The 24,996-nt window shown below is 70.8% G+C and carries 19 protein-coding genes and 1 pseudogene; 8 read left to right on the top strand and 12 right to left on the bottom strand.

What is annotated here, in order from left to right:
- Positions 1 to 75 precede the first annotated feature (75 nt).
- Positions 76 to 963: a dienelactone hydrolase family protein gene (locus METY_RS13660; protein WP_103121950.1), complete on the top strand. Its 888-nt coding sequence runs from the start codon at positions 76 to 78 to the stop codon at positions 961 to 963.
- Positions 964 to 1,254: 291 nt separating this feature from the next.
- Here METY_RS13660 and hisG read toward each other — a convergent pair whose 3' ends face one another.
- Together hisG and METY_RS13650 are read right to left on the bottom strand one after the other, a co-directional pair.
- Entirely contained in the window at positions 1,255 to 2,259 is a 1,005-nt protein-coding gene (hisG, locus tag METY_RS13655; protein ID WP_103121949.1) for an ATP phosphoribosyltransferase, read from the bottom strand.
- 5 nt (positions 2,260 to 2,264) lie between these two features.
- The gene (locus tag METY_RS13650; RefSeq protein ID WP_103121948.1) at positions 2,265 to 3,356 is read right to left on the bottom strand and encodes an ATP phosphoribosyltransferase regulatory subunit; all 1,092 of its coding nucleotides are present in this window, start codon (positions 3,354 to 3,356) and stop codon (positions 2,265 to 2,267) included.
- Positions 3,357 to 3,616: 260 nt separating this feature from the next.
- Here METY_RS13650 and METY_RS13645 point away from each other — a divergent pair, with 260 nt between their 5' ends.
- A complete protein-coding gene (locus tag METY_RS13645; RefSeq protein ID WP_103122044.1) occupies positions 3,617 to 4,981 on the top strand; it encodes an NAD(P)-binding domain-containing protein in 1,365 nt (454 codons plus the stop codon).
- Between the two features lie 228 nt (positions 4,982 to 5,209).
- Positions 5,210 to 7,456, top strand: a pseudogene (locus METY_RS13640) (DUF1989 domain-containing protein); the annotation flags it as partial.
- Positions 7,457 to 7,608: 152 nt separating this feature from the next.
- On the opposite strand, the gene cutA reads toward METY_RS13640, so the two are convergent.
- Entirely contained in the window at positions 7,609 to 7,929 is a 321-nt protein-coding gene (gene cutA / locus METY_RS13635) for a divalent-cation tolerance protein CutA (protein WP_103121946.1), read from the bottom strand.
- Positions 7,930 to 8,052: 123 nt separating this feature from the next.
- Here cutA and METY_RS13630 point away from each other — a divergent pair, with 123 nt between their 5' ends.
- Complete coding sequence (locus tag METY_RS13630) at positions 8,053 to 9,006, top strand: ring-cleaving dioxygenase (RefSeq protein ID WP_103121945.1); 954 nt, start codon at positions 8,053 to 8,055, stop codon at positions 9,004 to 9,006.
- 9 nt (positions 9,007 to 9,015) lie between these two features.
- On the opposite strand, the gene METY_RS13625 is transcribed toward METY_RS13630, so the two are convergent.
- The 5 genes from METY_RS13625 to METY_RS13605 form a co-directional block, all read right to left on the bottom strand.
- A complete protein-coding gene (locus METY_RS13625; protein ID WP_103121944.1) occupies positions 9,016 to 9,720 on the bottom strand; it encodes a MarC family protein in 705 nt (234 codons plus the stop codon).
- A 39-nt stretch (positions 9,721 to 9,759) separates the two neighbouring features.
- The gene (locus tag METY_RS13620) at positions 9,760 to 11,835 is read right to left on the bottom strand and encodes a hypothetical protein (RefSeq protein ID WP_103121943.1); all 2,076 of its coding nucleotides are present in this window, start codon (positions 11,833 to 11,835) and stop codon (positions 9,760 to 9,762) included.
- A 172-nt stretch (positions 11,836 to 12,007) separates the two neighbouring features.
- Positions 12,008 to 14,863, bottom strand: coding sequence for a DUF4159 domain-containing protein (locus tag METY_RS13615; RefSeq protein WP_103121942.1), 2,856 nt, complete (start codon positions 14,861 to 14,863; stop codon positions 12,008 to 12,010).
- Entirely contained in the window at positions 14,860 to 15,774 is a 915-nt protein-coding gene (locus METY_RS13610; RefSeq protein WP_103121941.1) for a DUF58 domain-containing protein, read from the bottom strand. The genes METY_RS13615 and METY_RS13610 overlap by 4 nt, the downstream gene beginning before the upstream one ends.
- Before the next feature lie 5 nt (positions 15,775 to 15,779).
- Entirely contained in the window at positions 15,780 to 16,790 is a 1,011-nt protein-coding gene (locus METY_RS13605; RefSeq protein ID WP_103121940.1) for an AAA family ATPase, read from the bottom strand.
- Positions 16,791 to 16,978: 188 nt separating this feature from the next.
- Here METY_RS13605 and METY_RS13600 point away from each other — a divergent pair, with 188 nt between their 5' ends.
- Genes METY_RS13600 through METY_RS13585 form a run of 4 tightly spaced genes read left to right on the top strand, consistent with a single transcriptional unit; the run spans position 16,979 to position 19,741 of the window.
- Positions 16,979 to 17,590 (top strand): DUF1285 domain-containing protein, encoded by a 612-nt coding sequence (locus METY_RS13600; protein ID WP_244593648.1) that lies wholly within the window; start codon positions 16,979 to 16,981, stop codon positions 17,588 to 17,590.
- The gene (locus tag METY_RS13595) at positions 17,587 to 18,252 is read left to right on the top strand and encodes a CoA pyrophosphatase (protein WP_244593647.1); all 666 of its coding nucleotides are present in this window, start codon (positions 17,587 to 17,589) and stop codon (positions 18,250 to 18,252) included. The genes METY_RS13600 and METY_RS13595 overlap by 4 nt, the downstream gene beginning before the upstream one ends.
- On the top strand, positions 18,249 to 18,524 hold the full coding sequence (locus METY_RS13590; protein WP_103121939.1) for a DUF6111 family protein: 276 nt from the start codon (positions 18,249 to 18,251) through the stop codon (positions 18,522 to 18,524). The genes METY_RS13595 and METY_RS13590 overlap by 4 nt, the downstream gene beginning before the upstream one ends.
- Positions 18,521 to 19,741: a CCA tRNA nucleotidyltransferase gene (locus METY_RS13585; protein WP_103121938.1), complete on the top strand. Its 1,221-nt coding sequence runs from the start codon at positions 18,521 to 18,523 to the stop codon at positions 19,739 to 19,741. Before METY_RS13590 ends, METY_RS13585 begins: the two co-directional genes overlap by 4 nt.
- Positions 19,742 to 19,885: 144 nt before the next feature.
- Here the strand turns inward: METY_RS13585 and METY_RS13580 are convergent, their stop codons facing one another.
- From METY_RS13580 to METY_RS13565, 4 genes are all read right to left on the bottom strand, one after another.
- Positions 19,886 to 21,487 (bottom strand): peptide chain release factor 3, encoded by a 1,602-nt coding sequence (locus METY_RS13580; RefSeq protein WP_103121937.1) that lies wholly within the window; start codon positions 21,485 to 21,487, stop codon positions 19,886 to 19,888.
- Between the two features lie 193 nt (positions 21,488 to 21,680).
- Positions 21,681 to 22,550, bottom strand: coding sequence for a metallophosphoesterase family protein (locus METY_RS13575; RefSeq protein ID WP_103121936.1), 870 nt, complete (start codon positions 22,548 to 22,550; stop codon positions 21,681 to 21,683).
- A complete protein-coding gene (locus METY_RS13570; RefSeq protein WP_103121935.1) occupies positions 22,547 to 23,488 on the bottom strand; it encodes a diacylglycerol/lipid kinase family protein in 942 nt (313 codons plus the stop codon). The genes METY_RS13575 and METY_RS13570 overlap by 4 nt, the downstream gene beginning before the upstream one ends.
- 25 nt (positions 23,489 to 23,513) lie before the next feature.
- Positions 23,514 to 24,914, bottom strand: coding sequence for an APC family permease (locus tag METY_RS13565; RefSeq protein ID WP_103121934.1), 1,401 nt, complete (start codon positions 24,912 to 24,914; stop codon positions 23,514 to 23,516).
- Positions 24,915 to 24,996: the final 82 nt, after the last annotated feature.

Genomic DNA, 24,996 nt, shown 5'->3' with positions numbered 1-24,996 from the left:
CGGCCGGTTCTCGTCTAAAGTCCTGCAGGATTCGTCCGCCGCGCATTTCGCGGCCTCCAAGCCGTGAGCGACGCCATGCCCCCGCGCCCCGATCCGAAGGCCATCGCCCTCTATGATCGCTACACCCATGGCGATCTCGACCGTCGTGGGTTTATGGAGAGGCTGGCGCTGCTTGCTGGCTCTACGGCGGCGGCGCAGGCGCTCCTGGGCGCCTTGTCGAACGACTACGCCCAAGCCCAGATCGTCGCCCCCGACGACAAGCGGATTGTGACGGAGACCCTGTCCTTTCCCGGCCCCGACGGCCCGGTCTCCGGCCTCCTCGCCAAGGGACGGCGCGAGGCCAAGCGTCCGACGGTGATCGTCATCCACGAGAACCGTGGCCTCAACCCGCACATCCAGGACGTCACGCGACGGCTCGCGGTGTCGGGCTTCCTCGCCTACGGGGTCGACCTGCTGTCGCCGCTGGGCGGGACGCCGGCGGACGAAGACGCTGCGCGCGAGATGATCGGCAAGCTCGACCTGGACAAGACCGCCGCCACGCTCGCCGCGGCGCTGCCCGTTCTAGCCGCGCGCCCGGATTCGAATGGCGCCGTCGGCGCGCTCGGCTTCTGCTGGGGCGGCGGCATGGCGAACCGCCTCGCCGCCGTTGCGCCGGACCTCAAGGCCGCCGTCGTCTACTACGGGCAGCCCCTGGCCGACGATCGGGTGCCGCAGGTCAAGGCCGCATTGCAGCTTCACTACGCCGGGCTCGACGAGCGCATCAACGCCGGGGCGCCGGCGTTCCAGAAGGCGCTGCAGGCGAACGAAAAGGAGTTCGAACTCTACATGTACGAGGGCGCGAACCACGCCTTCAACAACGACGCCAACCCCGCGCGGTACGAGCGCAAGGCCGCGAACCTCGCCTGGGACCGCACGATCGCGTTTCTCGAAAGCCACCTCGGGGCGGCCGTCCCGCCCACATAGGGGGCGGCATCCCCGCTCGGCGGATCTTTGCAAGCGCGATCTGCGTTCCCGGCGATCGGGAGGGCCTCGACCGTCGGCCCGATCGGGTCGTTGAGCGCACGGATGACGTTTTGAGCGACAGCGCTCCAACAAATCCAAAAAAGTTCGTGGACCGTGGAACCAGGGGGCGGCCCCTACGTTATGTCCCCGAAAGCTTCCCCCGAGCTTTTCGACTGGCCGCTGGCTCCCCCGACCGGCAGGCCTTTTGAGGGCGGAACCGCTACCCCCGAAGCGGTTCCGCCCTTTCTATTTTCAGCCCAGCGCGCCGAACAGGTCCGTGACCAGTCGCGGATTGGGTTCGAACACGTCCTCCAGCGTCGCGACGGTGATCGTGCCGGCGCCCGCCGCGGCGAGCGCTTCGACCAGGGCGAACACGGCCTTCTTCGGGGCATGCAGCACAAGTGGCGTTCCAGGCGGAGGCGGCCCGAACGGCGCGCGCGCGTCGTAGCGCGCGGCGAGATCGACCAGCGTCCTGCCCACGCCCTCATCGAAGCGGCATCGGATCTCGCGGACCTCGCGCGCGCGGACCTCCGCTGCGATCCGCGTGAGGATGGTTCGCACCGCGGCGCGGGCGCCGTCGTTCCAGTCCGCGCCGAGACTCGCGACGAGCTGCGCCTGGCTCCGCAGCATGACGCCGTCTTCAAGCACCTTGAGCGCGTTGGCTTCCAACGTGGCGCCGGTGGTGGTGATGTCGACCACGATGTCGGCCACGCCTGCGGCCGGCGCCCCCTCAGTCGCGCCCAGACTCTCCACGATCCGATAGTTCGAGACGCTGGTGCGCGCCCCCCGGCGGTCGCCGGGCTCCGTCCAGGCGAAGAAGTTGCGCACCAGGTTGACGTACTTGGTCGCGACCCGCAGCCGCCGGCCATGGCGGCGCTGCATGTCCGCTGCGACATCGTCGAGGTCGGCCATGGTCGAGACGTCGATCCAGGCCTTGGGCACGGCCACCACCACGTTGGCGTAGCCGAAGCCAAGCGGCTGCAGCAGCTTCACCCGCGCCGCCGCGTCCGGGATCTCCTCGCGGACGAGGTCCTCGCCCGTGACGCCGAGATGGACGGCGCCGCTCGCGAGCTGGCCGGCGATGTCGGAGGCGGAGAGATAGGCGATCTCCACGTTCGGTACGTCCGCGATCGCGCCGCGATAGTCGCGCGCGCCGCCGGGCTGCACGAAGTTGAGGCCGGCGCGCGCGAAGAAGGCGTGCGCGTTCTCCTGCAGGCGGCCCTTCGAGGGAACGGCGAGGATCAGCGGTCCGGACATGGGCGTCAGGCTCCGGGGAAGCGGTCGAGCCACAGGGCGAAGCCGACGCCGGGCGCTGGACGCGTGGCGCCGAGCGCGGTCAAGAGGCCGTCGTAACGACCGCCGCCCGCAAGCGGCCCCGGGGCGCCGGGGCGGCCGAGCTCGAACACGAGGCCCGTGTAGTAGTCCAGCCTGCGGCCGAAGCGGGTCGAGAACCGCATGCGGTCGACCGGCAACCCCGCGTCCGCGAAGGCGTCGAGCCGCCGGCCGAGCGCCTCGACGGCGGGCCCGATTGCGAGGCCCTCGCGGGCGAGCGCGCCGAGCCGCGCCTCCGCCGCGCGGGCGAGGTCGTCCACCGCGAGGAAATCCTGCAGGGCCTTGCGCTGGACGGCCGGCAGGCGCGCGGCGGAACGGGCTGCGTTCTGCTCGATGAAGCGCTCGGCGATCTCGCCCGGCGTGCGTCCGCCGACAGTCGCGATGCCGGCGAGCGAAAGCAGGTCCTCCACCACGGCCCGGGCGGCGTCGGGGCCGGCGGCGTCGAGCGCGCCGAAGAGGCCCGCGTGCGCCGCGCGGGCCGGCGGCGGCGCGTTGAGAGCGTCCAGCGTCTCGCCATAGGCGATCTCGCGCTTCAGGCGGCGGCGCAGCGCGGACGGGGCTTCGAGCGCCTCGACAGCGGCGTCGAGCAGGGCGAGGTCGCCGAGCTGGATCGACGGCTCGGGCGCGCCAAGCGCCGCGGCGGCCTCGAGCGCCAGCGCAAGGATCTCGGTCTCGGCGGCGAGGCCGTCCGGCCGGCCGAAGCTTTCGACGCCGGCCTGGGCGATCTCGCTCGGCCCCGAGCGCGTCTGGCGGAAGATCGGGCCGGCGTAGAAATAGGACTGCGCGCGGCCGGGGTCGCCGCCGGCGATGTGCTGAAGCGCGACGGGAATGGTAAAGTCCGGCCGAAGGCAGAGGTCGCGCCCGTCCGCGTCGGCGGTGAGGAACATGCGGGTGCGCAGCTCCTCGCCCATGACATGGAGGAACGGCTCCGCCGGCTGCAGGATCCGGGGTTCGGCGCGCGCGAAGCCGGCGGCTTCGAAGCGGTCGAGCAAGGTGGGCGGAAGGGGCGCGAGCGGGGACATCGGGTCTGGCGTCGGCGGGCAGGTTGCGGGGTCGCCCGCGCCTCTAGCAGGGGCGGCTCTCGAAGGCGACCTTTTTCGGCGGCCCAAAGGCTCTCGCCGGTTTGAGGCTTTGGCGCGCACTAATTCCTCAAAAGCAAAAACGTTGACACTCACGAAAACATGAAGGATCGTCTCGGCCGTCGAATTGCAGGGGAACAAGCCGGCGCGCGCGACGTGACCGGCCGCGAACGACGCTTATGAACGAGTTCGAGGAGGGGTCATTGCCCAAGCGTGTCGCCGTCATCGGAGCCGGGCCCAGCGGGCTCGCCGTGCTCCGCGCCTTCGAGTCCGCAAAGGCCGCGGGCGTCGAGGTCCCCGAGATGGTCTGCTACGAGAAGCAGTCCAACTGGGGCGGCCTCTGGAACTACACGTGGCGCACCGGGCTCGACGAGTTCGGCGAGCCGGTTCACGGCTCCATGTACCGCTACCTGTGGTCGAACGGCCCCAAGGAGTGTCTGGAGTTCGCGGACTACTCCTTCGAAGAGCACTTCGGCCGGCCCATCCCGTCCTATCCGCCGCGCGCGGTGCTTCACGACTACATCGCCGGCCGCGTCGAGCGCAGCGGCGTCCGCAAATACTGCAAGTTCAACCACGCGGTGCGCGACGTTGAGTGGGACGAGGCGACCCAGAAGTTCACCGTCACGGTCTCCGATCTCGTCGCCAAGAAGCGCGTGTCGGAGGAGTTCGACTACGTCTTTGTCTGCAACGGCCACTTCTCCACGCCGAACGTGCCGAGCTTCGAAGGCGTCGAGAAGTTCCTCGGCCGCGTGCTGCACGCGCATGACTTCCGCTGCGCCGACGAATTCGCCGGCAAGCACGTGCTGCTGATCGGCTCGAGCTACTCCGCCGAAGACATCGCGACCCAGTGCCACAAGTACGGCGCGAAGCAGATCACCTTCAGCTACCGCACCCGCCCGATGGGCTTCGATTGGCCCGCGAGCTTCTCGGAGAAGCCGCTGCTGACCAAGGTCGTCGGCAAGACCTGCCACTTCAAGGACGGCTCGACCGCGGAAGATGTCGACGCGATCATCTTCTGCACCGGCTACCTCAACCACTATCCCTTCCTGCCGGACGATCTCCGGCTGGAAACGCGGACCAGCCTGTACCCGGCGAACCTCTACAAGGGCATCTTCTGGGAGAAGAACCCGAAGCTGATGCACGTCGGCGCGCAAGACCAGTTCTACACCTTCAACATGTTCGACGCGCAGGCTTGGTACGCCCGCGACGTCGTGCTCGGCCGCATCGCGCTGCCGGACTACGACGCGATGCACGCCGACAGCGAAGCCTGGGTGGCGCGGCTCGGCACGCTCGAAAACGCCGAGCAGATGATCGACTTCCAGACCGACTACGTCCGCGAGCTGCTCGAGCCGACCGACTACCCGCATCTCGACGTCGACACGGTGGCGAAGCTGTTCAAGGAGTGGGAGCACCACAAGGTCGAGGGCATCCTCACCTACCGCGACCGCGCCTACCCCTCGGTCATCACCGGCAACCTCGCCCCGGTGCACCACACCACGTGGATGAAAGCGATGGACGACTCGCTTGAGGCGTTCCTCAACCAGCCGAAGCAGCAGGCGGCGGAGTAGCCGAGCGACATGACGTCATGCCGGCGTAGCCTGAGCTTCAGGCCGGGATGATCCGCAGCTAAGGGGCGCCCGCAGCCGAAAGGGTCGCCCTCAGCCGTCGTCTTCCGGTTAGACCGAAGTCCCATCTTCGGCGTCGGTCCCGACGCTTGAAATGGATGGTCCGGTCTAACCGGACCATGACGTCTCGTTTCAGGGCCGCAGCTTCGCCGCGGCCGAGGAGAAGTATCCATGGACGCCATGACCGACTCCGCGCCGCTCCACCTCACCACGCTCGTCGCCCGTGGCGGAGAGGCGCTGGTGTTCGACCTCGCGGCCGGCGACCGCTGCCGCGTGGTGGATCCGGAGGGGCGCCAGCCCGGCCTGATCTTCGCGAGCGAGGGCGCGCTTTCGGGCGATTTCGCCGAGGTGTCCGACGACGACGCGGAGGCGGCGGCCGCCGCCAAGGCCGCGCTCGCCGCCCGCGGCGTCGACGTCTCGCGCTTCGCCGGCTTCCGCCTGCTGTCGACGGACACGGCGCCCGGCGCCGTCGCAGCCTTCCAAGCTTCGGCGGATTCCGTCGTGGCGCTGATCCCGGCGGGGGGCGCCATGGCGCCCCACGAGCAGACGCCGCCCACCGACCTCAAGCTCGAAATCGCAACCAACGCTCCGAACCGCGGGGTGGCGCCGCCGCCGCTGGCCGAGCCGAAGCTCGATCTGCGCGTGAGGGCCGCAACCGCCGAAGCCTACCGCGTTAAGGCCGGCGACTACATCCAGATCATCGACGTCGACGGCAAGCAGTGCTCCGACTTCCTCGCCTTCGACGCCGCAGCGCTGGAGCGCGGCAAGGAGTTCGGGTTCGATCCGACCGTCACCCGCACGCTGATGGGCACCGCCAATCCCGGCCCCGGCCTGCACTCGAAGTATTTCGACGCGCGCATGACCCCGCTGGTTGAGATCGTGCGCGACACGGTCGGCCGGCACGACGCCTTCCTGCTGGCGTGCTCGGCCAAGTACTACGAGGACATGGGCTATCCCGGCCACGACAACTGCACCGACAATTTCAACCGCGTGCTGAAGCCCTACGGCATCGAGCCGCGCGCGGGCTGGCCCGCGATCAACTTCTTTTACAACACCTTCGTGGGCGCCGACGACAGCATCGGGATGGACGAGCCGTGGTCGCGGCCCGGCGACTACGTGCTGCTGCGCGCTCTGACGGACCTCGTCTGCTCCTCCTCCTCCTGCGCGGACGACATCGACGTCGCCAACGCCTGGGAGCCCACCGACATCCACGTGCGCGTCTACGACGCCGCCGAAAACTTCTCCAAAGGCATCGCTCACCGCATGACGCCCGACGCCGAGCCGCGCCTGACGCGCGAAAGCGGGTTCCACCCGCGCACCTCTGCGCTGACCCGCAAGTTCGTGGAGTACCGCGGCTTCTGGCTGGCGGACTGCTACTCGGACGAAGGGCCGATCGCCGAATACTGGGCCTGCCGTGAGCGCGCTGCGATCATGGACCTTTCGCCGCTGCGGAAGTTCGAGGTGCTGGGCCCCGACGCCGAAGCCCTGATGCAGCTCGCCGTCACCCGCAACATGAAGAAGCTCGCGGTGGGCCAGGTCGTCTACACCGCCATGTGCTACGACCACGGCGGCATGATCGACGACGGCACGGTGTTCCGTCTCGGCCAAGACAACTTCCGCTGGATTTGCGGCGAGGACTACTGCGGGGTGCATCTGCGGGAGCTTGCGGCCAAGCACGGCCTCAAGGCCTGGGTGAAGACCTCCACCGACCAGCTTCACAACGTCGGCGTCCAAGGCCCGCTCTCCCGCGAGATCCTCGAGACCCTTGTCGTCACGCCGGCGCACCAGCCGACCGTGACCGAGCTGAAGTGGTTCCGCTTCACCGTCGGCAAGATTTCCGGCATCCCGGTCGTGGTCTCCCGCACCGGCTACACCGGCGAACTCGGCTACGAGGTGTTCTGCCATCCGGACAAGGCCCCGGAGGTGTGGGACGCCATCATGGCGGCGGGCGAGCCGCGTGGACTGAAGCCGCTCGGCCTCAAGGCGCTCGACATGCTGCGCATTGAGGCGGGGCTCGCCTTCGCAGGCTATGAGTTCTGCGACCAGACCGACCCGTTCGAAGCCGGCATCGGCTTCGCCGTCCCGAAGGAGAAGACCGACCCTTACGTCGGCGCGGAGGCGCTCAAGCGCCGCCGCGAGACGCCGTCGAAGAAGCTCGTGGGCCTCGACGTCACCGGCGCGGAGCACATCGGTCACGGCGACTGCGTCCATGTGGGCCGCGCCCAGATCGGCGTAATCACCAGCGCCACCCGCTCGCCGATCCTCGGCAAGACCATCGCGCTCGCCCGCCTCGACGTGACCTACGCCGACCTTGGCACGGCGGTCGAGATCGGCAAGCTCGACGGCCAGCAGAAGCGCATCCCGGCGACGGTGGTCGCCTTCCCGCACTACGACCCGACGAAGTCGCGGGTGCGCGCCGAGGCCGAGCCCAAGACCGCGCCCGCAATCGATCCGGCGGTGTCGTTCGATCCCCGCGGAGCGGCCGAGCGGGTGTGAGAGTCCAGGGCGCCTGACCTACCAGCCCGTCACGCCCCGCACGCACGCGTGGGATGACGGGCTGGCAGAGGTCGTCACCCCACGTCGACACCCTCCCGCACCCACGCCAGATAGGCCTCCGAGCCTCCGACGATCGGCGTGACCACGACCTCCGGCAGTTCGTAAGGGTGCAGCTCACGGATCGCCGCCTCCAGGGCCGGCGCGACCGAGGCGAGGGTCTTCAGCTCCACCGCGAGCTCGTCTGCCATTTCCAACGCTCCCTTCCAGCGGTAGACGCTCCGCCGCGCCACGATCCCGGCGCAGGCCGCAAGCCGACGCTCCACGGCCGTCCGAGCGATGGCCTCGGCAGCGCCGGCGTCGGCCACCGTCGTCGTCACGATCACGAATTCGGTCATGGCTTGCTCCTGGTTGCGCTGGCGGCGTAAGCGACGGGCGCCTACGCATGCCGCCGGCTCTTAACTTGCGGGAACGCACGCCGATATGGAGGGCCACGCCCCGTCAATCAGGAGGTCGCTTCCATGTCGCTCGCTCTCACCGGCGTCCATCATCTGACCGCAATCACGGCGGACGCCGCCGCGAACCGTCGCTTCTACGTCGAGACCATGGGCCTGCGTCTGGTCAAGAAGACCGTGAACCAGGACGACGTCTCGGCCTACCATCTGTTCTACGCCGACGGACAGGCCACGCCGGGCACGGACCTGACGTTCTTCGACTGGCCCGCGCCCCGCGAGCGCCGGGGCTCGAACAGCATCGTCCGCACCGGCCTGCGCGTCGCTGACGAGACGGCCCTGGCCTGGTGGCGGGAGCGGCTAGCGGCCCGCGGCGTCATGGTCTCGGACATCGCCGAACGGGCGGGCCGGCCGTCGCTGGACGTCGAGGACGGGGAGGGCCAGCGGCTGCGGCTGGTGGCGGACGGCGGGGCCGGCGAAGCGCACCCGTGGGAGGCGAGCTCCGTGCCGGCCGAGCGGCAGATCCGCGGGCTTGGGCCGATCACCATCAGCGCGCCGACGCTCGAGCGCACCGCGCGGGTGCTGACCGAGGTGATGAACATGCGCCATGTCGCCGAGCACGCCGATCCCGACGGCGTCGGGCGCGTCCATGTCTTCGCGATGGGCGAGGGCGCCGGCCCCGAGACGGAGCTGCACGTCGCCGTGCAGCCGGGCCTCGGCTTCGCGGGGCAGGGCGCCGGCGGCGCCCACCACGTGGCCTTCCGCACGCCGGACCGCGCGGGCCTCGCCGCCTGGACCGAGCGGGTGACGGAGGCGGGCCTGCGCTCCAGCGGCGAGGTCGAGCGCTACTACTTCCGCTCGCTCTACTTCCGCGAGCCCGGCGGCGTGCTGTTCGAGATCGCGACCGACGGTCCGGGCTTCGCGGTCGACGAGCCGGCGGAGACGCTGGGCGAGCGGCTGGCGCTGCCGCCGTTCCTCGAGCCGCGGCGGGCCGAGATCGAGGCGGGCCTCAAGCCGCTGTGAGGCGGGCCCTCATCGCCGGGTCGGCGCGACGACCGCCGCAGCCTCCTCCGCCCGCACCTGCTTCAGCGCCTCCATCGCGCCGTTGAGCGTGATCTGCACCCCGACGCAGAGCAGCAGGAAAGCGGCGAGCCGGGCGACGATCTGCACCCGGGCGGGGCCGAGGAGGCTGACGACGCCGTCTGCCCAGCGGTAGGCGAGCCAGACGGAGCCCGCCACCGCGAGCGCGCCCGCCGAGGCGCCGACCGCGAAGGTGACGAAGGCCGCGCCCTCGGCCGGGCGGTTCGCGCCCAGCGCGATCGCGACTGAGATGGTCCCGGGGCCGGTGGTGAGAGGCATGGTGAGCGGGAAGAAGGCGGTGTCGGCGGGCGCGCCCTCCATCGCCTCGTCGGCTTGGCTCTGCTTGCGCGCCTCGCGATGCTCCGGCGCGTTCAGCATCTGCCAGGCCGCGGCGGCCACCACGAGGCCGCCGGCGATGCGCAGGGCTTCGATGGTGACGCCGAAGAAGTTCAGCACATAGACGCCGATCCACAGCGCGCCGAACATGATCATGGCGGCGTAGACGCCGATGCGGCCGGCGAGCGCGACCCGCTCCAGATGCGTGCGGTTCGACGTGACCTGGCTGAAGATCAGCGCCCCGCCCATCGGGTTCACGATCGAGAACAGCGCCGAAAAGGCGAGCAGGAAGTGCTGGACGAGATCGAGCCCCCACGACATCGCGGGCGGCTCAGGTCGGGCGGAACGGGCGCGGGCGGCTCACCGGCTCTCGCGCGCCCAGGTCGCCGCGAAGGCGCCGATCAGCAGCAGCAGCCCGAGCACTCCCGCGAAGACCGGCAGGATGCCGATGCCGCGCACGACCGACACGTCGCCCTGGCGGACGCCGATCCAGTCGGAGCCCGACGCCCGCGCCCCGGCGGCCACCGGCACGATGCGCGGGACCTCGATGTCAGCGCCCGGATCCGGCACCACCCGCCGGACGGAGCCGCCGGTCGCGCCGGCGACGGCTTCAAGGCGCTTCGCGCTGCTCGCGACCTCAGTGAACTCCCGCGGATTCGGCGGGCCGACGTTGACCAGGGTGGTGAAGGTCCCGTCCGTCGCGCGGTGCAGGCCGAGCTCCGGCGTCTCCAGCACGCCCCGCCACAGGCCGGGCTCCGCCTCGGTCAGCGTGACCTCGCGCGTGGCGCCGCCGGGCAGCGTGACGGTCACTGGCTGGACCTCGTCTTTCAGCGTCTGTCGCTCGAAGGTGACGGTCTTTCCGGTCGCGCGCGACCGCAGAGCCTCCTCGTCGAGGTCCGGCTCCTTCATCAGCCAGTGCGACAGCCGCCGCAGAAGGTCCACATGGGGGCCGCCGCCATCGAAGCCCCGGGCCCAGAGCCAGGCGTGGTCGGAGAGCAGCAGCGCGACGCGGCCCTGGTTCTCGCGGGCGAGGACCAGCAGAGGCCGGTCGTCAGGGCCGTTCAGCACCGCTTCGCCCTCGCGCAACCGGCTGTCGACCATCCGGAACCATGGCGCCCAGGTCGGCGGGTTGGTCTCGGATCCCGGCAGCCCGCGGGTGACGGGGTGCTTGCGGCCGACGTCGGAGAGCTGGGCCCGAAAGGCGCGCTCCACCACGCCGCCCATCGGCTCGGCGGGAAGCACCTGGGCGAGGGGCGTCTCGAACAGCGAGCCGGGCTCGGCGTAGTCCGGGCCGGAGGCCACCAGCACGGCGCCGCCGTCGCGCACGTAGCGGGCGATGTTGTCGAAGTAGATGATCGGCAGGATGCCCTGGCGCGCGTAGCGGTCGAAGATGATGAGGTCGAACTCGTCGATCTTCTGAGCGAACAGCTCGCGCGTGGGGAAGGCGATCAGCGACAGCTCGTTGATCGGGGTCCCATCCTGCTTGTCCGGCGGGCGCAGGATGGTGAAGTGCACGAGATCCACGCTGGCGTCGGCCTTCAGCAGGTTGCGCCAGGTGCGCTCGCCGGCGTGCGGCTCGCCGGAGACCAGCAGCACCCGGAGCTTTTCGCGCACGCCGTCGATCGGCAGCACCGCCCGGTTGTTGACTGTGGTGATCTCCTGCGGGACCTGCTCCGCCTCGATCTCGATGAAGTTCACGCCCGCATGCGAAATGGGGGCGTCAAAGGTCGTGACCTGCCCCGGCAGCGCGTCAAGTCTTGCGATCTCCTCGCCGTCGCGGCGCACCACCACCGGCACGGGGCGGCCTAGCCCCTGACCAACCTCGTCGATCCGGAAGCCCACCTTCTGCGTCTGGCCGACGATGCCGAAGCGGGGCGACAGCGTCAGCGCCACCCGGCGGTCGCGCTCGTCCGGCCGCCCGGTGATCAGCCCGTGGAGCGGCGCCGCGAATCCGAGATCGCGCGCGTCCGCCGGCACGTCGTGGACGACCCCGTCCGTCACGAACAGCGCGCCGGCCACACGTTCCGGCGGCACGTCGGCGAGCGCGTTGCGCAGCGCCGAGAACAGCTCGGTGCCGTCCGAGGCCGTGCCGTCCTGGCCCGCCTCGATCCAGCGAACCTCGGTGTTCGGCAGCCCGCGCAGCCGCTCCTCGACCGCCTGCCGCACGGCGTCGGTCTGTTCCTTCCGGCCGTCCAGCGTCTGGCTGCCCGAGCGGTCGACCACCACGGGCAGGATGTTGGTCAGGGTCTCGCGATCCTCGCGGGTGAAGGTGGGGTTCGCGAGCGCGAGCAGCAGGCAGGCGATGGCGCCGGCGCGCAGCCAGGCGCCTCGCGTGCGCCCGACCACGCACAGCAGCGCCACGACCGCGCCCGCGATCGCCAAAGCGATCAGCGCGGGGAGGGGCAGCAGCGGCGCGAAGGCGACGTCGAGGTTCATGCGTCTTCCTTCTCCCTCCTCGCGCCGTCAGGCGTGGGGAGGGTGGCCTCGGCCGGTAGGTCGAGGTCGGGTGGCGTCTCGGGCGTGGAGCTCAGGCGGTCGACGCACCCCACCCGGCCGGCCTGCGGCCGTCCATCCTCCCCTGTCCCAGGGGAGGGATGACCGCGCCGCCTCACTGCCCCAGCCTTTCGAGCAGCGCCGGCACGTGCACCTGGTCCGCCTTGTAGTTCCCGGTCAGCGTGTACATCACGATGTTGATGCCGACGCGGGTCGCCATCTCGCGCTGGCGCTCGTCGCTGGAGGTGGGAAACAGGGGCAGCCCGTCGGAGCCGACCGCCCAGGCGCCTGCGAGATCCGCGCCTGTGATCAGGATGGGCGAGACCCCGTCGCCGGCGCGCGCCGGGCGCTCCTCGCCCTCGTCGGCGGCTGGAATGGTCTCCACCCAGAGCGGACTCCCTGCGTAACGCCCGGGAAATTCGTCCAGCAGGTAGAAGGCCTTCGTCAGCACGTGGTCGCGCGGCACGGGCTCGAGCGCGGGCACGTCGAGACCCGCCAGGATGCGTTTCAGACTCTCGCCTTCAGGGCCACGTCCGCCGGTCAGGGCGTCGCGCGTGTCGAACAGGATCGAGCCGCCCTGTTTCATGTAGGCGTCGATGCGGGCGAGAGCGGCGGCGGAAGGCGTGGGCGCGCCTTCGATGACCGGCCAGTAGAGCAGCGGGAAGAAGGCGAGCTCGTCCTTCGCGGGGTCGATCGCCATCGGGGCGCCGGGCTCGAGCGCCGTGCGCAGGGCGATCTGCTGGGTAAGCCCCTCCAGGCCCGCCTTGGCGATGCGGTCCGTCTCGAAATCGCCGGTCGAAACGTAGGCGAGGCGGGTCGCGAGCGTCGCCTCCAGCGCGAAGCGCTCGTCGTAGGCGGCCTTCGGCGGCTGCGCCTGCGCGAAGCCGGGCGCGGGATGAGCGACGAGCGCCAGCCCTACGGCGGCCAGCCCGAGCGCGGCGGCCTTCGGCCCGCGACGGGCGAGCAGCGCCATGCCGCCGCCGAGCAGGAACACGACGAGGCTGTCGAGGATGGCGAACAGCGCGGCGAGGGTGAACAGCCAAGGCGCGATCGGCGTGGGCTCGACGGCCACCACGTCGGACACCGCCGCGTCGAGGCCCGTGAGGTCGATCCGCGCCAGCGAGGCGTCGGGGCTCAGCGCGTTGACCGCGATCCCGGCGTCGACTGGTCCATAGAAGCCGGGCGGGTTGTCAGGGGTCGCCGCCGGGCGGCCGTCGGCGGGCGCCGGCTTCGCTGTCGCCGGCGGGCTGCGGAAGGCGCCGAAGCCGTCGAGCGTGCGGGTCGGCGGCAGCGTCGCGCGCGGCGCAGCGGCCTGCGCGGGCTCGCCTTGGGGCTGCGCGGCGGCCGCGCCTTGTGTGCCCGGCGCGGCGTCCCTCGGCGCGGGACCGGATCCGGCGAGGTCGACGATGCGTCGGAGCATGTCGACGAAGGCGCCGGACAGCGGCAGGTTCGACCAGCGGGTGTCGGCGGTGACGTGGAACAGGACGCTCATCCCCTTGGCCTCGCGTGCGCCGGTGACCAGCGGCGTGCCGTCGGCGAGGGTCGCCCACACCCGGTCGGGCAGATCGGCGTCGGGCTCCGCAAGGACCTGCCGCGTGACGGTGACGTCGCCGGGAACGGCGAGCGGCGCGAAGGGCCCGGAGCCGGCGAAGCTCGCAAGCGCCTGCGGCGTCTCCCAGGCCAGCGCGCCGCCGAGCGTGCGCCCGCCCTGTCGCAGACGCACCGGGCTCAGCCCGTCGTCGGCGGCGCCGGCGAGGCGAGGCCCTGCGAAGCGCACCAGCACGCCGCCGTCCCGCACCCAGGCGCCAAGGCGGGCGCGCGCGTCTTCAGTTAGGGCGCCGACGTCTGCGAGCATGATCACGGGCAGTTTCTGCTCCACGAAGCTTTCCACCGCGGTGCTTGCGCCTTGGCCGCGCGCCTCGCGTACGTCCGCGAACGGCTTGAGCGCCTGCGTGACGTAATAGGTCGGCGACAGCAGCGGCTGCGCGGTGTCGGAGGTCGCGCCAGTGACGACGCCGACGGTGCGGCGGCGGGAGCGCTGGTCGAGCAGTTGCACGGCGCCGGCCGTCTTGGCGCCCACGATCTCAAGCCGGGCGATGTCGTTGCGGAGCTCGACCGGCATCTCGAAGGTCGCCGTCGCCTCGCGGGCCCCGACGCCGAACGCCGCGTCGGTCTCGCCGAGCGAGCGGCCGCGCAGGTCGCTGGCGCGCACCCGCACGGTTTCGGGACCTGAGGCCTCGGCGCGGAGCGCCTTCACGGTCAGGCCGCCGGGCGCATTGTCGGCGGCGGCGAGGCCCCGGGCGGAGCGAGCGGGATCGATCCGGATCGCAAGCGAGCGTGAACGAAGCGCCGCCGTGAGACCGTCCGCGAAGGCGCGGGCGTTTCCGCCGGCGAGCCCGTCCGAAATCCAAAGCGCGTCGGCGGAGGGGTTGGCCTTCAGCCAGTCGCTGAGCGCGGGCAGCAGCAGCGCGCGGTCCGGCGAGAACGGCTCCGGCGCGAGGACCCTAAGGCGCTTCGCGGCCTCGTCGGCGGTCTCGAGGCCGATCTCGCGGCGGGCGCCGTCGGCTGTCGCCACCAGCGCCACGGCGCGGCCGTCGTCGCCGGCCGCCGCGATCGCCGCGCTCGCCGCATCGACGCGAGCGTCCCATTCGGGCGCCGCCCCCCAGCCGTTGTCGATCACGACGAGCAGCGGACCTGACCCCGCCGTCGCGGCCGCCTGCGGGTTCCAGATCGGGCGCGCGAGCGCGAAAATGATGAGCGCCGCGAGTCCGAGACGCAGCAGCAGCAGCCACCACGGCGTGCGCGACGGCGTCTCGCGCTTGGCCACCACGTCGAGCAGCAGGCGCATCGGGGGGAAAGCGACCGTCTGCGGACGCGGCGGGGTCAGGCGCAGCAGCAGCCACAACGCCGGCAGGGCGATGAGGCCGACGAGCAGCCAGGGGCTGAGAAAGGCGAGGGGGAGCGCGCTCATGCGGCCGGCTCCGCGAGTCGCGCGTGCAGCGCCAGCAGCGGCTCGGTCGCCGGCCGGTCGGTGCGGTGAATGTGCAGCGTCCAGCCGTGCCGGCGCGCGATGTCTGCGAGCGCGGCGCGGTGGCGGGCGAGGCGCTCGGCGTAGCCCTGCCGCCACTCCTCGGCGCGGCCGGCGACCAGCTTGAGGCCTGCGACGTCCGGATCGAGAAACTCGGTGCGGCCGGTAAAGGGGAAGGTCTCCTCGACGGGGTCGACGACCGCCACCAGATGTCCGCGTCCGCCGCGCGCGGCGAGGCTCGCGACCGTCGCCGCGATCTCCTCCTCCGGCGCCAGCAGGTCGCCGATCACGATCGCCTCCGACAGCCGCGCGATGGGGGCCGCCGCAGGCGGCAGGTGGGCGTCGTCGTCGCCGGCGGCGATCAACGCCTGAGCGAGGTTCTCGATCGCGTTGCGGCTCGCGGTCGGCCGGGTCAGCCCGAGCAGACCGACGCGCTCCCCTCCGCGCACGAGAACGTCGGCCAGCGCGAGTCCCAGGATGACGGCGCGCTCGACCTTGGAGGTGTCGGACAGGCTGGAGCGGAAGGCCATGCTGCGGGAGCGGTCGATCCAGATCCAGACGGTGTGCGCCGCCTCCCACTCCTGCTCGCGGATATAGACGTTGTCGTCGCGGGCGGAGCGGCGCCAGTCGATGCGGCCGGCGGGCTCGCCTGCGGTGAAGCGACGAAACTGCCAGAAGTTCTCGCCCGTGCCCGAGCGTCTGCGGCCGTGCAGCCCGTGGACGACGGTCGCCGAAGCCCGGCGCGCCGCGACGACCAGCCGGGGCAGGCTGCCGGCGAGGCCGAGCGCCGCCTCCTCGTGCCGCTCCGCGACGCGGGTCTCGGAGGGATCGAGCAGCCCGGCCCGCACCGCCATCCGCGTCAGCCGAGCCGCTCGACGAGCTTCGCGATCACGCCCTGAAGCGTGTCGCCGTCGGCGCGGGCGGAGAAGGTCAGCGCCATGCGGTGCTTCAGGATCGGACCGGCCAGCGCCGCCACGTCGTCGATCGAGGGCGCGAGGCGGCCGTCGAGCAGGGCGCGGGCGCGCACGCCCAGCATCAGCGACTGGCTCGCGCGGGGGCCAGGGCCCCAGGCGATCTTGTCGGCGACCGCCTTTTCCGCCGTCTCAGGACGGGCGGAGCGCACGAGGTCGAGGATGGCCTCGACGACGGATTCGCCCACGGGCAGACGGCGGACAAGGCGCTGCGCCTGAAGCAGGTCGTCGGTGGTCATGGCCGCCTTCGGCTTCGCCTCCTCCGAGCCCGTGGTGGCGAGCAGGATGCGACGCTCGGCGTCCCGGTCGGGATAGTCGACGTCGATCTGCATCAGGAAGCGGTCCAGCTGCGCTTCAGGCAGCGGATAGGTGCCTTCCTGCTCCAGCGGGTTCTGGGTGGCGAGCACGTGGAAGGGGCGCGGCAGGTCGTAGCGCTGGCCGGCGACGGTGACGTGATACTCCTGCATCGCCTGCAGCAGAGCGGACTGCGTGCGCGGGCTCGCGCGATTGATCTCGTCGGCCATCAGCAGCTGCGCGAAGATCGGGCCGGAGACGAAGCGGAAGGAGCGACGCCCGTGGGCGTCCTCCTCCAGCACCTCGGAGCCGAGGATGTCGGAGGGCATCAGGTCCGGCGTGAACTGCACCCGCCGCGCGTCGAGGCCGAGCACCGTGCCGAGCGTCTCGACCAGCTTCGTCTTGGCGAGCCCGGGGACGCCGACAAGCAGGGCGTGGCCGCCGCAGAGGACGGTGAGCAGCGCCTGATCCACCACCTTGTCCTGGCCGAAGATGACCTGGCCGATCGCGGCTCGGGCGCCGGCCACCTGGCCGCCGATCGCTTCCGCGCCGCGGACGATGGCCGCGTCGAGGTCGGTCGCGCCGTCGGTCGCCGCTTGCGTCATGGAGCGCTCCTCGCATGCTGTGTCGTCGGACTGTTACGCATCGGACGACCGTATGGTCCACAATGCAAGCCTCGCGCCGTGGGCTTAAGGTCGGGAGCGCGGGCGCGGGATAGGCTACCGTCGCCGGTCCGCCGCCTTACCTTTAGGCAGAGGGCAGGAAAGGGGCGACACCAAGGCCCCGCTTTGAGATGCAGGAGCGTCAACTGAACGTGATGGCCGACCAGACGCCGAGCGCCGCTCCTTGGGAGCCCGCTCCGGACCGGATGACCGCCTTGGCGGAGGCGGCGCGTGAAGCCTGCGCCCGCGGCGTCGCGCCTGTGCACAAATGGCATCCGGAGCGCTGCGGCAGGCTGAACCTCGTCATCCGGGCGGACGGATCCTGGATCTACGAGGGGTCGGCGATCCGGCGGCCGGCGCTCGTCAAGCTGTTCTCCACGGTGCTGCGGCGGGATCCGGACGGCTACGTTCTCGTGACGCCGGCCGAGAAGCTCGACATCACCGTCGAGGACGCGCCCTTCCTTGCGGTCGAGCTCGCGAGCGACGGCGAAGGGCCGCAACGCCGCATTCGCTTCCGCACCAATGTGGACGAGGTGGTGGACGTCGGGCCCGAGCACGCCCTGCGCTTCGAGGAAGCGGCCGACGGCGGCTTCAAGCCTTACGTCCACGTTCGCTCCGATCTCTGGGCGCTGGTCGCGCGCTCCGCGGTCTACGATCTCGTCGACCTAGCCGACGAGCGCGACGGACGGCTCGGCGTGTGGTCGGGCGGCGTGTTCTTTCCAATGGCCGAGGCGAGCGCGTGAGGGGCGACGGCGTCGTCTCCGCGGCGAGAGGCCTGGCCCCCGACACGGCCTTCACCCTTGACGACTTTCGCGTCCGCGCGGCGCAGCGTCTGCACGCGACGGCGCCCGATCCCGACGATCCCGAGACCGTGGTTGTGGGCGAACGCGACCTGCTGCCGCCGGATCGGGTGCCGCGCGCCGCGGCCGTGCTGGTCGGGGTCGTGACGCGGGAGGAGCCGCAGCTGCTGTTCACCCAGCGTGCGGCGGGCCTTCCCGTGCACGCCGGCCAGATTTCGTTTCCCGGCGGCAAGCGCGATCCGGAGGACGCGTCTCCGCTCGCCACAGCCCTGCGGGAGGCGCAGGAGGAGGTCGGCCTCGACGCCGCACTTGTGCGGCCCCTCGGTTATCTCGATCTCTACATAACGAACTCGGGCTTCGCGATCGTCGGCGTCGTGGCCGAGATCGCGCCCACCTATGCGCTCACGCTGTCGCCCGGCGAGGTCGCCGACGCCTTCGAGGTTCCACTCGGTTTCCTCATGCAGGAGGAGAACCACAGCGTCGAAATGCGCGAATGGGGCGGCGGCCTTCGAAAAGTTCATCACATGCCGTGGCGGGAACGCCATATCTGGGGGGTCACCGCGGGCGTCCTGCGGAACCTTTATGATCGGCTTTACGCGGAATGACGCGCATCCTTTTCCAGATCGCCCTGTTTCTCTCGCCCTTCGTGGCCTACGCGGTCTGGCTGCATCTCGCCGGTCACGGCTGGCGCGCGCCCGAACGCTGGCGGGGCATTCCCCTGATCTGGCTGGTCGGGATCGCGCTGGCGCTGACCCTCGGCAGTCTGGCGACGCTCGCGCTGACCACCGGCGGCTCGACCAAGGCGCTCTATACGCCCGCTCACATGGAAAACGGCGTCTTCGTGCCCGGCCGCATCATCGAGCCCGCCACGAAATGACCGCCTCGGCGCGGCTCGACGACGTCGCCTGGCTGACGGCGTCGCCGCTCCGCGAGGTGTTGGCCGCGCTCGACAGCGAGGGCGAAGAGGCGCGGATCGCCGGCGGCGCGGTGCGCGACGCTTGGCTCGGCCTGCCCCGCGGCGACGTCGACATCGCGACGACCGCGCTGCCGGAAGACACCATGCGCCGCGCCCGCGCGGCCGGTTGGAAGGCGGTCCCCACGGGCGTCGACCACGGCACGGTGACGGTCGTCGCCGAGGGCCAGCCCTTCGAGGTGACGACGCTGCGCCGGGACGTGGCGACCGACGGCCGCCGGGCGGTCGTGGCCTTCACCCGCGACTGGGCGGAGGACGCGCAGCGCCGCGACCTCACCATGAACGGGCTCTATCTCGACCGCGCCGGCCGCATCCACGATCTCGTGGGAGGTTTAGACGATCTCAAGGCCGGACGGGCGCGGTTCATCGGCGATCCGCGCGAGCGCATCCGCGAGGACTATCTCCGCATCCTGCGCTTCTTCCGATTTCACGCGCGCTTTGGACGGGGAGAGCTCGACCGCGAGGGCCTCGCCGCCGCGATCGCCGAGCGGGCGGGCCTCGCCACGCTGTCGCGCGAGCGCGTCCGCGCCGAACTACTTAAACTGCTCGTCGCGCCGCGGGCGTCCGAAACGGTGCGGACCATGGCCGAGGCGGGGCTGCTTGGCCTCTTGATCGGCGGCGCGCCGCACCTTCGCCGCTTCGAACGCATGGTCGAACTCGATGGCGCGGGCGACGCTGTCCTGCGCCTCGCCGCGCTGGCGCAGGTGGTGGCGGAAGATGGCGAGCGGCTCCAGCAACGCCTTCGCCTGACCAACGCGGAGGCGCGGCGGCTCGCCGAAATTCGAGACGCGCGGCCGCCATTGGCGCCCGGCGTCGGCGAGGCGGCGGCGAAGGTCGCGCTCTACCGGCTGGGACGGCAAGCGTTTCAGGATCGCGCGCGGCTCGCCTGGGCGGACGCCGGCGCGGGGCCTGACGACGGTGCGTGGGCGGACCTCGTCGCGCTCCCGGAAAGGTGGCCTGTCCCGAAGCCGCCGTTCGCGGCCGGCGACTTCATCGCGCGCGGCCTCGCGCCAGGACCGGCCTTGGGACGCGCGCTGCGGGCGGCGGAAGAGGCTTGGATCGACGCGGGGTTCCCCGTCGGGGAAGAAGCCCAGGCCTTGGTGGACGCCGCGGCGAGATAGCGCCGGTGATTCCCCGTTCCACACGGACGTGGATGGTCCGGCTTGACCGGACCATCCACGTCCGGCGTGAAGCTCGACGTACAACGTGGGTCCTCCGGTCAAGCCGGAGGACGACGGCGGAGGCTGGGGACCGGCCGCCGACCCCTACGCCGCGACCTTCCGCACGTCCTTCACGTCCGTGAACTTGACCTTGCTCCAGCGCTCCTGCGCGCGGTTCATCTGGAAGGCGGAGCCGGTCAGCAGCACCGGGTCGCCGTCCAGATCCTCCGCCGTGCTGGCGCGGTTGGCGTTCAAGAACTCGTTGAGGTCGGCCTTGTTCTCCGCAGAGACCCAGCGGGCGAGCGAATACTGGCTCTGCTCGAAGCCGACCTCGAGGCCGTACTCGGCCTTGAGCCGACCTTCCATCACGTCGAGCTGCAGCGGGCCGACGACGCCGACGAGCGCCGGCGACCCGTCGACCGGACGGAACACCTGCACCACGCCTTCCTCGGCCATCTCCTGCAACGCCTGCTTCAGCTTCTTGGCCTTCATCGCGTCCTCCAGCCGAACGCGACGCAGAATCTCGGGCGCGAAGCTCGGCACGCCGAGGAAGGACAGGTTCTCGCCGTCGGTCAGGGTGTCGCCGATGCGGAGGAGCCCGTGGTTCGGGATGCCGACCACGTCCCCGGCGTAGGCCTCCTCGGCGAGCGCGCGGTCCTGGGCGAAGAAGAACTGCGGCGCGTGCAGGCCGATGGTCTTCGCGGTTCGGGTCTGCAACGCCTTCATGCCGCGCGTCAGCTTGCCGGAGCAGAGCCGCACGAAGGCGATGCGGTCGCGGTGGTTCGGGTCCATGTTGGCCTGGACCTTAAAGACGAAGGCCGTCATGCGCGGCTCCTCCGCCGCGACCGGCCGCTTGTCGCTGTCGAGCCCCTGCGGCGAAGGCGCGAGGTCAGCGAGGGCGTCCAGCAGGTCGCGGACGCCGAAGTTCCGCAGCGCCGAGCCGAACAGCACCGGCGTCAGGTGGCCCTCGCGGAACGAGGCGAGCTCGAAGGGCTTCAGCGCGCCCTGCGCCAGCTCCAACTCCTCGGTCACCTCGGCCAGCCGATGCTCGGAGACGAGACCGCCCAGCGCTTCCAGCCCCGTTCCCGCCGGCTCGTCGCCGCCGTCGACCAGGCGGATGCGGCCGGAGCCGAGCTCGAAGGTGCCGGCGAAGTCGCGTCCGCGGCCGATCGGCCAGGTCAGGGGCGTCGCGTCGAGCGCGAGCGTGGTCTCGATCTCGTCGAGGATCTCGAACGGGTCGCGGCTCTCGCGGTCCATCTTGTTGATGAAGGTGACGATCGGGATGTCCCGGAGCCGGCAGACCTCGAACAGCTTGCGGGTGCGCGCCTCGATGCCCTTGGCGGCGTCGATCACCATGACGGCGCTGTCGACCGCGGTCAGCGTCCGGTAGGTGTCTTCCGAGAAGTCCTCGTGGCCCGGGGTGTCCAGCAGGTTGAACACGCAGTCGCGGTACTCGAAGGTCATCACCGAGGTCACGACCGAGATGCCTCGGTCGCGCTCGATCGCCATCCAGTCGGAGCGGGTGCGGCGGCGTTCGCCCTTGGCCTTGACCTGACCCGCGAGCTGGATCGCGCCGCCGAACATCAGCAGCTTCTCGGTCAGCGTGGTCTTGCCGGCGTCGGGGTGCGAGATGATCGCGAAGGTGCGGCGACGCTTCACTTCGCGGGCGAGGGGCGTCTCAGGCGTGGCGAGGGCGGCGTCGGTCATGGCGTCGGACGGATCTTCGGTCAGGCTTTGAAAACGCGCCGCCCATGTCCCGGCCGCGAGCCGGGATACAGAACCGCCAATGGGCCCGAGCCTCAGCAGCGGCGTCGGAGCTCATGCGGCGAGGCCGCGCGTCCATAGGGATCGTGAGGCGGTTGCGTGACACGGCGCGCCGCCCGGCGCAAGTTCCGAGCCGCTATCCCAGACCAGCGGGCGCGTTTTCGCGCCCCGCGATCTCCTCCACCACGGGCGCGTGAAACGGCAGTTCGCCGAGCTTCGCGCCCTGATCGCGCGCTGCGACGCTGACCCAGCGCGCTCCGTCCCAGGCGCGCACCTCGAGGTGCATGCGACCGCCCGGGCGTATGGTGATGCGGTGGTACGCGTTGGGCTCGCCCCGCAGCCGCGTCGAGGTGGCGGTCGAGGCTTGCACCACGAGCAGCCGCGGCGCGTCGCCTTGGTCGATCTCGTCGACATGGACGTAGCCGCGGTGCAGATGCCCGGCGAGCACCAGCCCGACGCGGTTGCGCCGGAAGCAGGCGAGCGCGTCGTCGGCGCGTCCCACCACGTCGAGATCGGGCGCGTGCGCGGGCGGGTGCAACGGGTGATGCGCGACGATGATCCGGAACAGGTGCTCGGGCAGCGCCTCCAGCCGCTTGTTCAGCCGATGCAGCTGGCGCAAGCCGAAACGCCCTTTGGACCAGTCGAACCCCCAGGCCATCCGCCGGGCGGTGTTTAGGCCCACGACCGCGACCTGGTCGTTGGTCCAGGTCGGTTCGATGTCGCGCGCGATGAACCGGCGCCAGCGCGCGTAGGGGTCGAGGAAGCGCTGGGCGAGATGGATGTAGGTGATGTCGTGGTTGCCGGGGACCGCGAGCACCGGGGACTCGAGGCTGCGCAGAAAGGCGCCGGCGGAGCGGTACTCTTCCCGGTAGGCCCGCTGCGTCAGGTCCCCGCTGACGATCACGAGATCGGGCCGATCGTCGTTCAGTTCCTCGCGAAGACCTTTGACGATCGCAGGATCCACGCGGTCGAAATGCAGGTCCGAGATGTGGGCGAGGCGGGTCATGTCGCGTTCTCCAGCACCGGGGCGTCCGCCGTCGTCGCCGCCTCGGGGGGACGCGGCGCGAGCACCTTCAGCGCCTTGTGACGAGAGCGGTAACGCAGGGGCGGCGTCAGCAGCATGGTCTCACCATCGTTCATGACGCGGAGCTTGCGCCGGCGGCTGGTCACCGCCAGCCGCGTCGCAGGGTAGGTTTCGAGATCTCCGTCTCTGCTCCAGGTCCCGAGCGCCATGCGCACGGAGAGGCGCACCAGGGGCCAGACGCTCAGGCGGCGGGTCGCGTAGACGACGAGTTCGCCGCGGTCGAGCCGCGAGCGCGTGAGCACTTGCCCGAACCCCTCGTCGTAGCCGTTGTTGGCGATCACGATCGCCTTGGTCCGGAACGCCGCCGGGCCGCGGCCCAAGTCGAGCCCGATCCGCATCGGCGGGTAGCGATACAGCCCCTTAAGCCCGGCGGCGAAGAGCCGCCACCAGCCGAGCGCGCCCATGTGCTCGCGGTTCTTCTCCCGCCGTTCGGCGAGCCGGGCCGGAAGGCCGAGCATGGAGTTGCACAGGAACACCCGGCCGTTGACCTCGCCGACGTCGATCTCGCGGATTTCCCCTGAAGCCATCTGCTGGATCGCCGCGTCCACATCGAGCGGCAATCCGAGATCTTTCGCCAGCAGGTTCATGGTTCCGAAGGGCAACGGCGCGAGCGCCTTGTCCGTTCCCATCAGAAGCTGGGCGGCGGTCGCGATCGTTCCGTCGCCGCCCGCTATCACCACGGCGTCGACTGGCAGCGTCGAGGCCCGCTTCAGCCGGACGGCGATGTCGCTGGCGTCGCCGTCGAGGACCGAGCCAACCTCGAGCCCGGCTGCGGCGAGCTTCTCCGCGAGCTCGTCGGCCATGCCGGTTCGCCCGAGCAGCGAACCGGACGAGCCGTTGACCACGAGTGCGACCCTCACGCCCGCCTTCCTCTAGCGGAGGCGGTCACGCCCCGGCGGCCGCCTCGTCCTGCTCGATGAAACGCCGCAGGCGCTCCTGATCCCGGCCCGCGCCGGTGACGAAGTAGAGCACCGCGATCAGCGCGATCAGCCCGAAGGCGATCGCCGGCGCCGCCAGTCCGCCTTCCTGGAACAGCCGCACGACGATCAGCGCAGCGCAGATAATCGCGCCGAGGATCGGCACGATGATCGGCACCTCGAACTGGCCGGGCTTCTCCCCCGGCCGGCGCTTCAGGATCACGAGCGCGACGTTCACGGCCGTGAAGACGGTCAGCAGGAGAAGCACGGTCGCCTGGGCGAGCGCCTTGATGTCGCCGAGCAGCGACAGCACGGCGACGATCGCGAGCAGCGTCAGGATCGCCACATGCGGGGTGCGGCGGGTGGGGTGAACCTTCCCGAGCGCCTGGGGCATCAGCCCCTGTTTCGACATGCCGTAGAGCAGGCGGGAGCCCATGATCCAGTTCACGAGCGCCGTGTTCGACACCGCAAAAATCGTGACGACCGACAGGATCACCGGCGGGAACCACGGAGCAGCCCGCTTGACCACCTCCACGAGCGCGAGTTCCTTCGGGAGCTCGCTGTAGTGCATCACCGAGACGGCTGAGATCGCCACCGCCATGTAGATGATGGTGGCGCCGATCATCGCCAGCACGATCGCGAGCGGCACGTTGCGGCTCGCGTCCTTGCACTCCTCCGACACGTTCAGCATGTCCTCGAAGCCGATGAACGAAAAGAAGGTCAGCACGGCGCCCTGCATCACGAGCACCGCTATGGCTCCGACTTCGCCGTTGTGGCTGGCTGCCGGCGGGAACTCCATCAGCGGGTTGGAGCCCCAGTAGCTCACGCTCACGGCGATCACGAGCAGGAGGCCGGAGGCCTCGACGATCGTGCACATGACGTTGAACCACATGCTCTCCTTGATGCCGCGAAGCAGGATACCGGCGATCAGCAGAAGGAAGCCGAAGGCCAGCACCCAGATCGGGACGGCGGTGAGGCCCAGCAGCTTCTGGAGGCTCGCGGCGACCACGTTCGACTGGGTCGCAATCGAGGTGAGGCCCGAGCATACGACCGCGAGGCCCACGACGTAAGACAGGAGTGGAATTCCGTAGGCGCGCTGGGTGACGTAGGCGGCGCCGCCGGCCTTGGGATGGCGCGAGACGACGTTGGCGTAGGACAGGCCGGTCAGCATCGCGGCGATCATCGACACCACAAAGGCCATCCATACGGCGCTGCCAAGCTGGCCGGCGGCCTGGCCGATCAGCCCGTAAATGCCGGCCCCGAGCATCGAGCCGAGGCCGTAGAGCGTGATCTGGAAGAGCGTTACGGAGCGATCGAGCGAAGGTTCGCCGTCTCTGGTCCGGGCGTCGGCTGCGTCTGTGGCGCTCATCGTCGGCAGGTCCCCTCGTGCTCGCGGCCGTTCGGCCGTCCGTCCATCGTTGGGCACCTAGAGCGTTCCGCCGCCGCCGCCA

Source organism: Methylopila sp. Yamaguchi (assembly GCF_002897035.1).
GTDB lineage: Bacteria > Pseudomonadota > Alphaproteobacteria > Rhizobiales > Methylopilaceae > Methylopila.
Note: the sequence above shows the minus strand (reverse complement) of the source record. Positions and strands in the feature narration are given on the sequence as shown.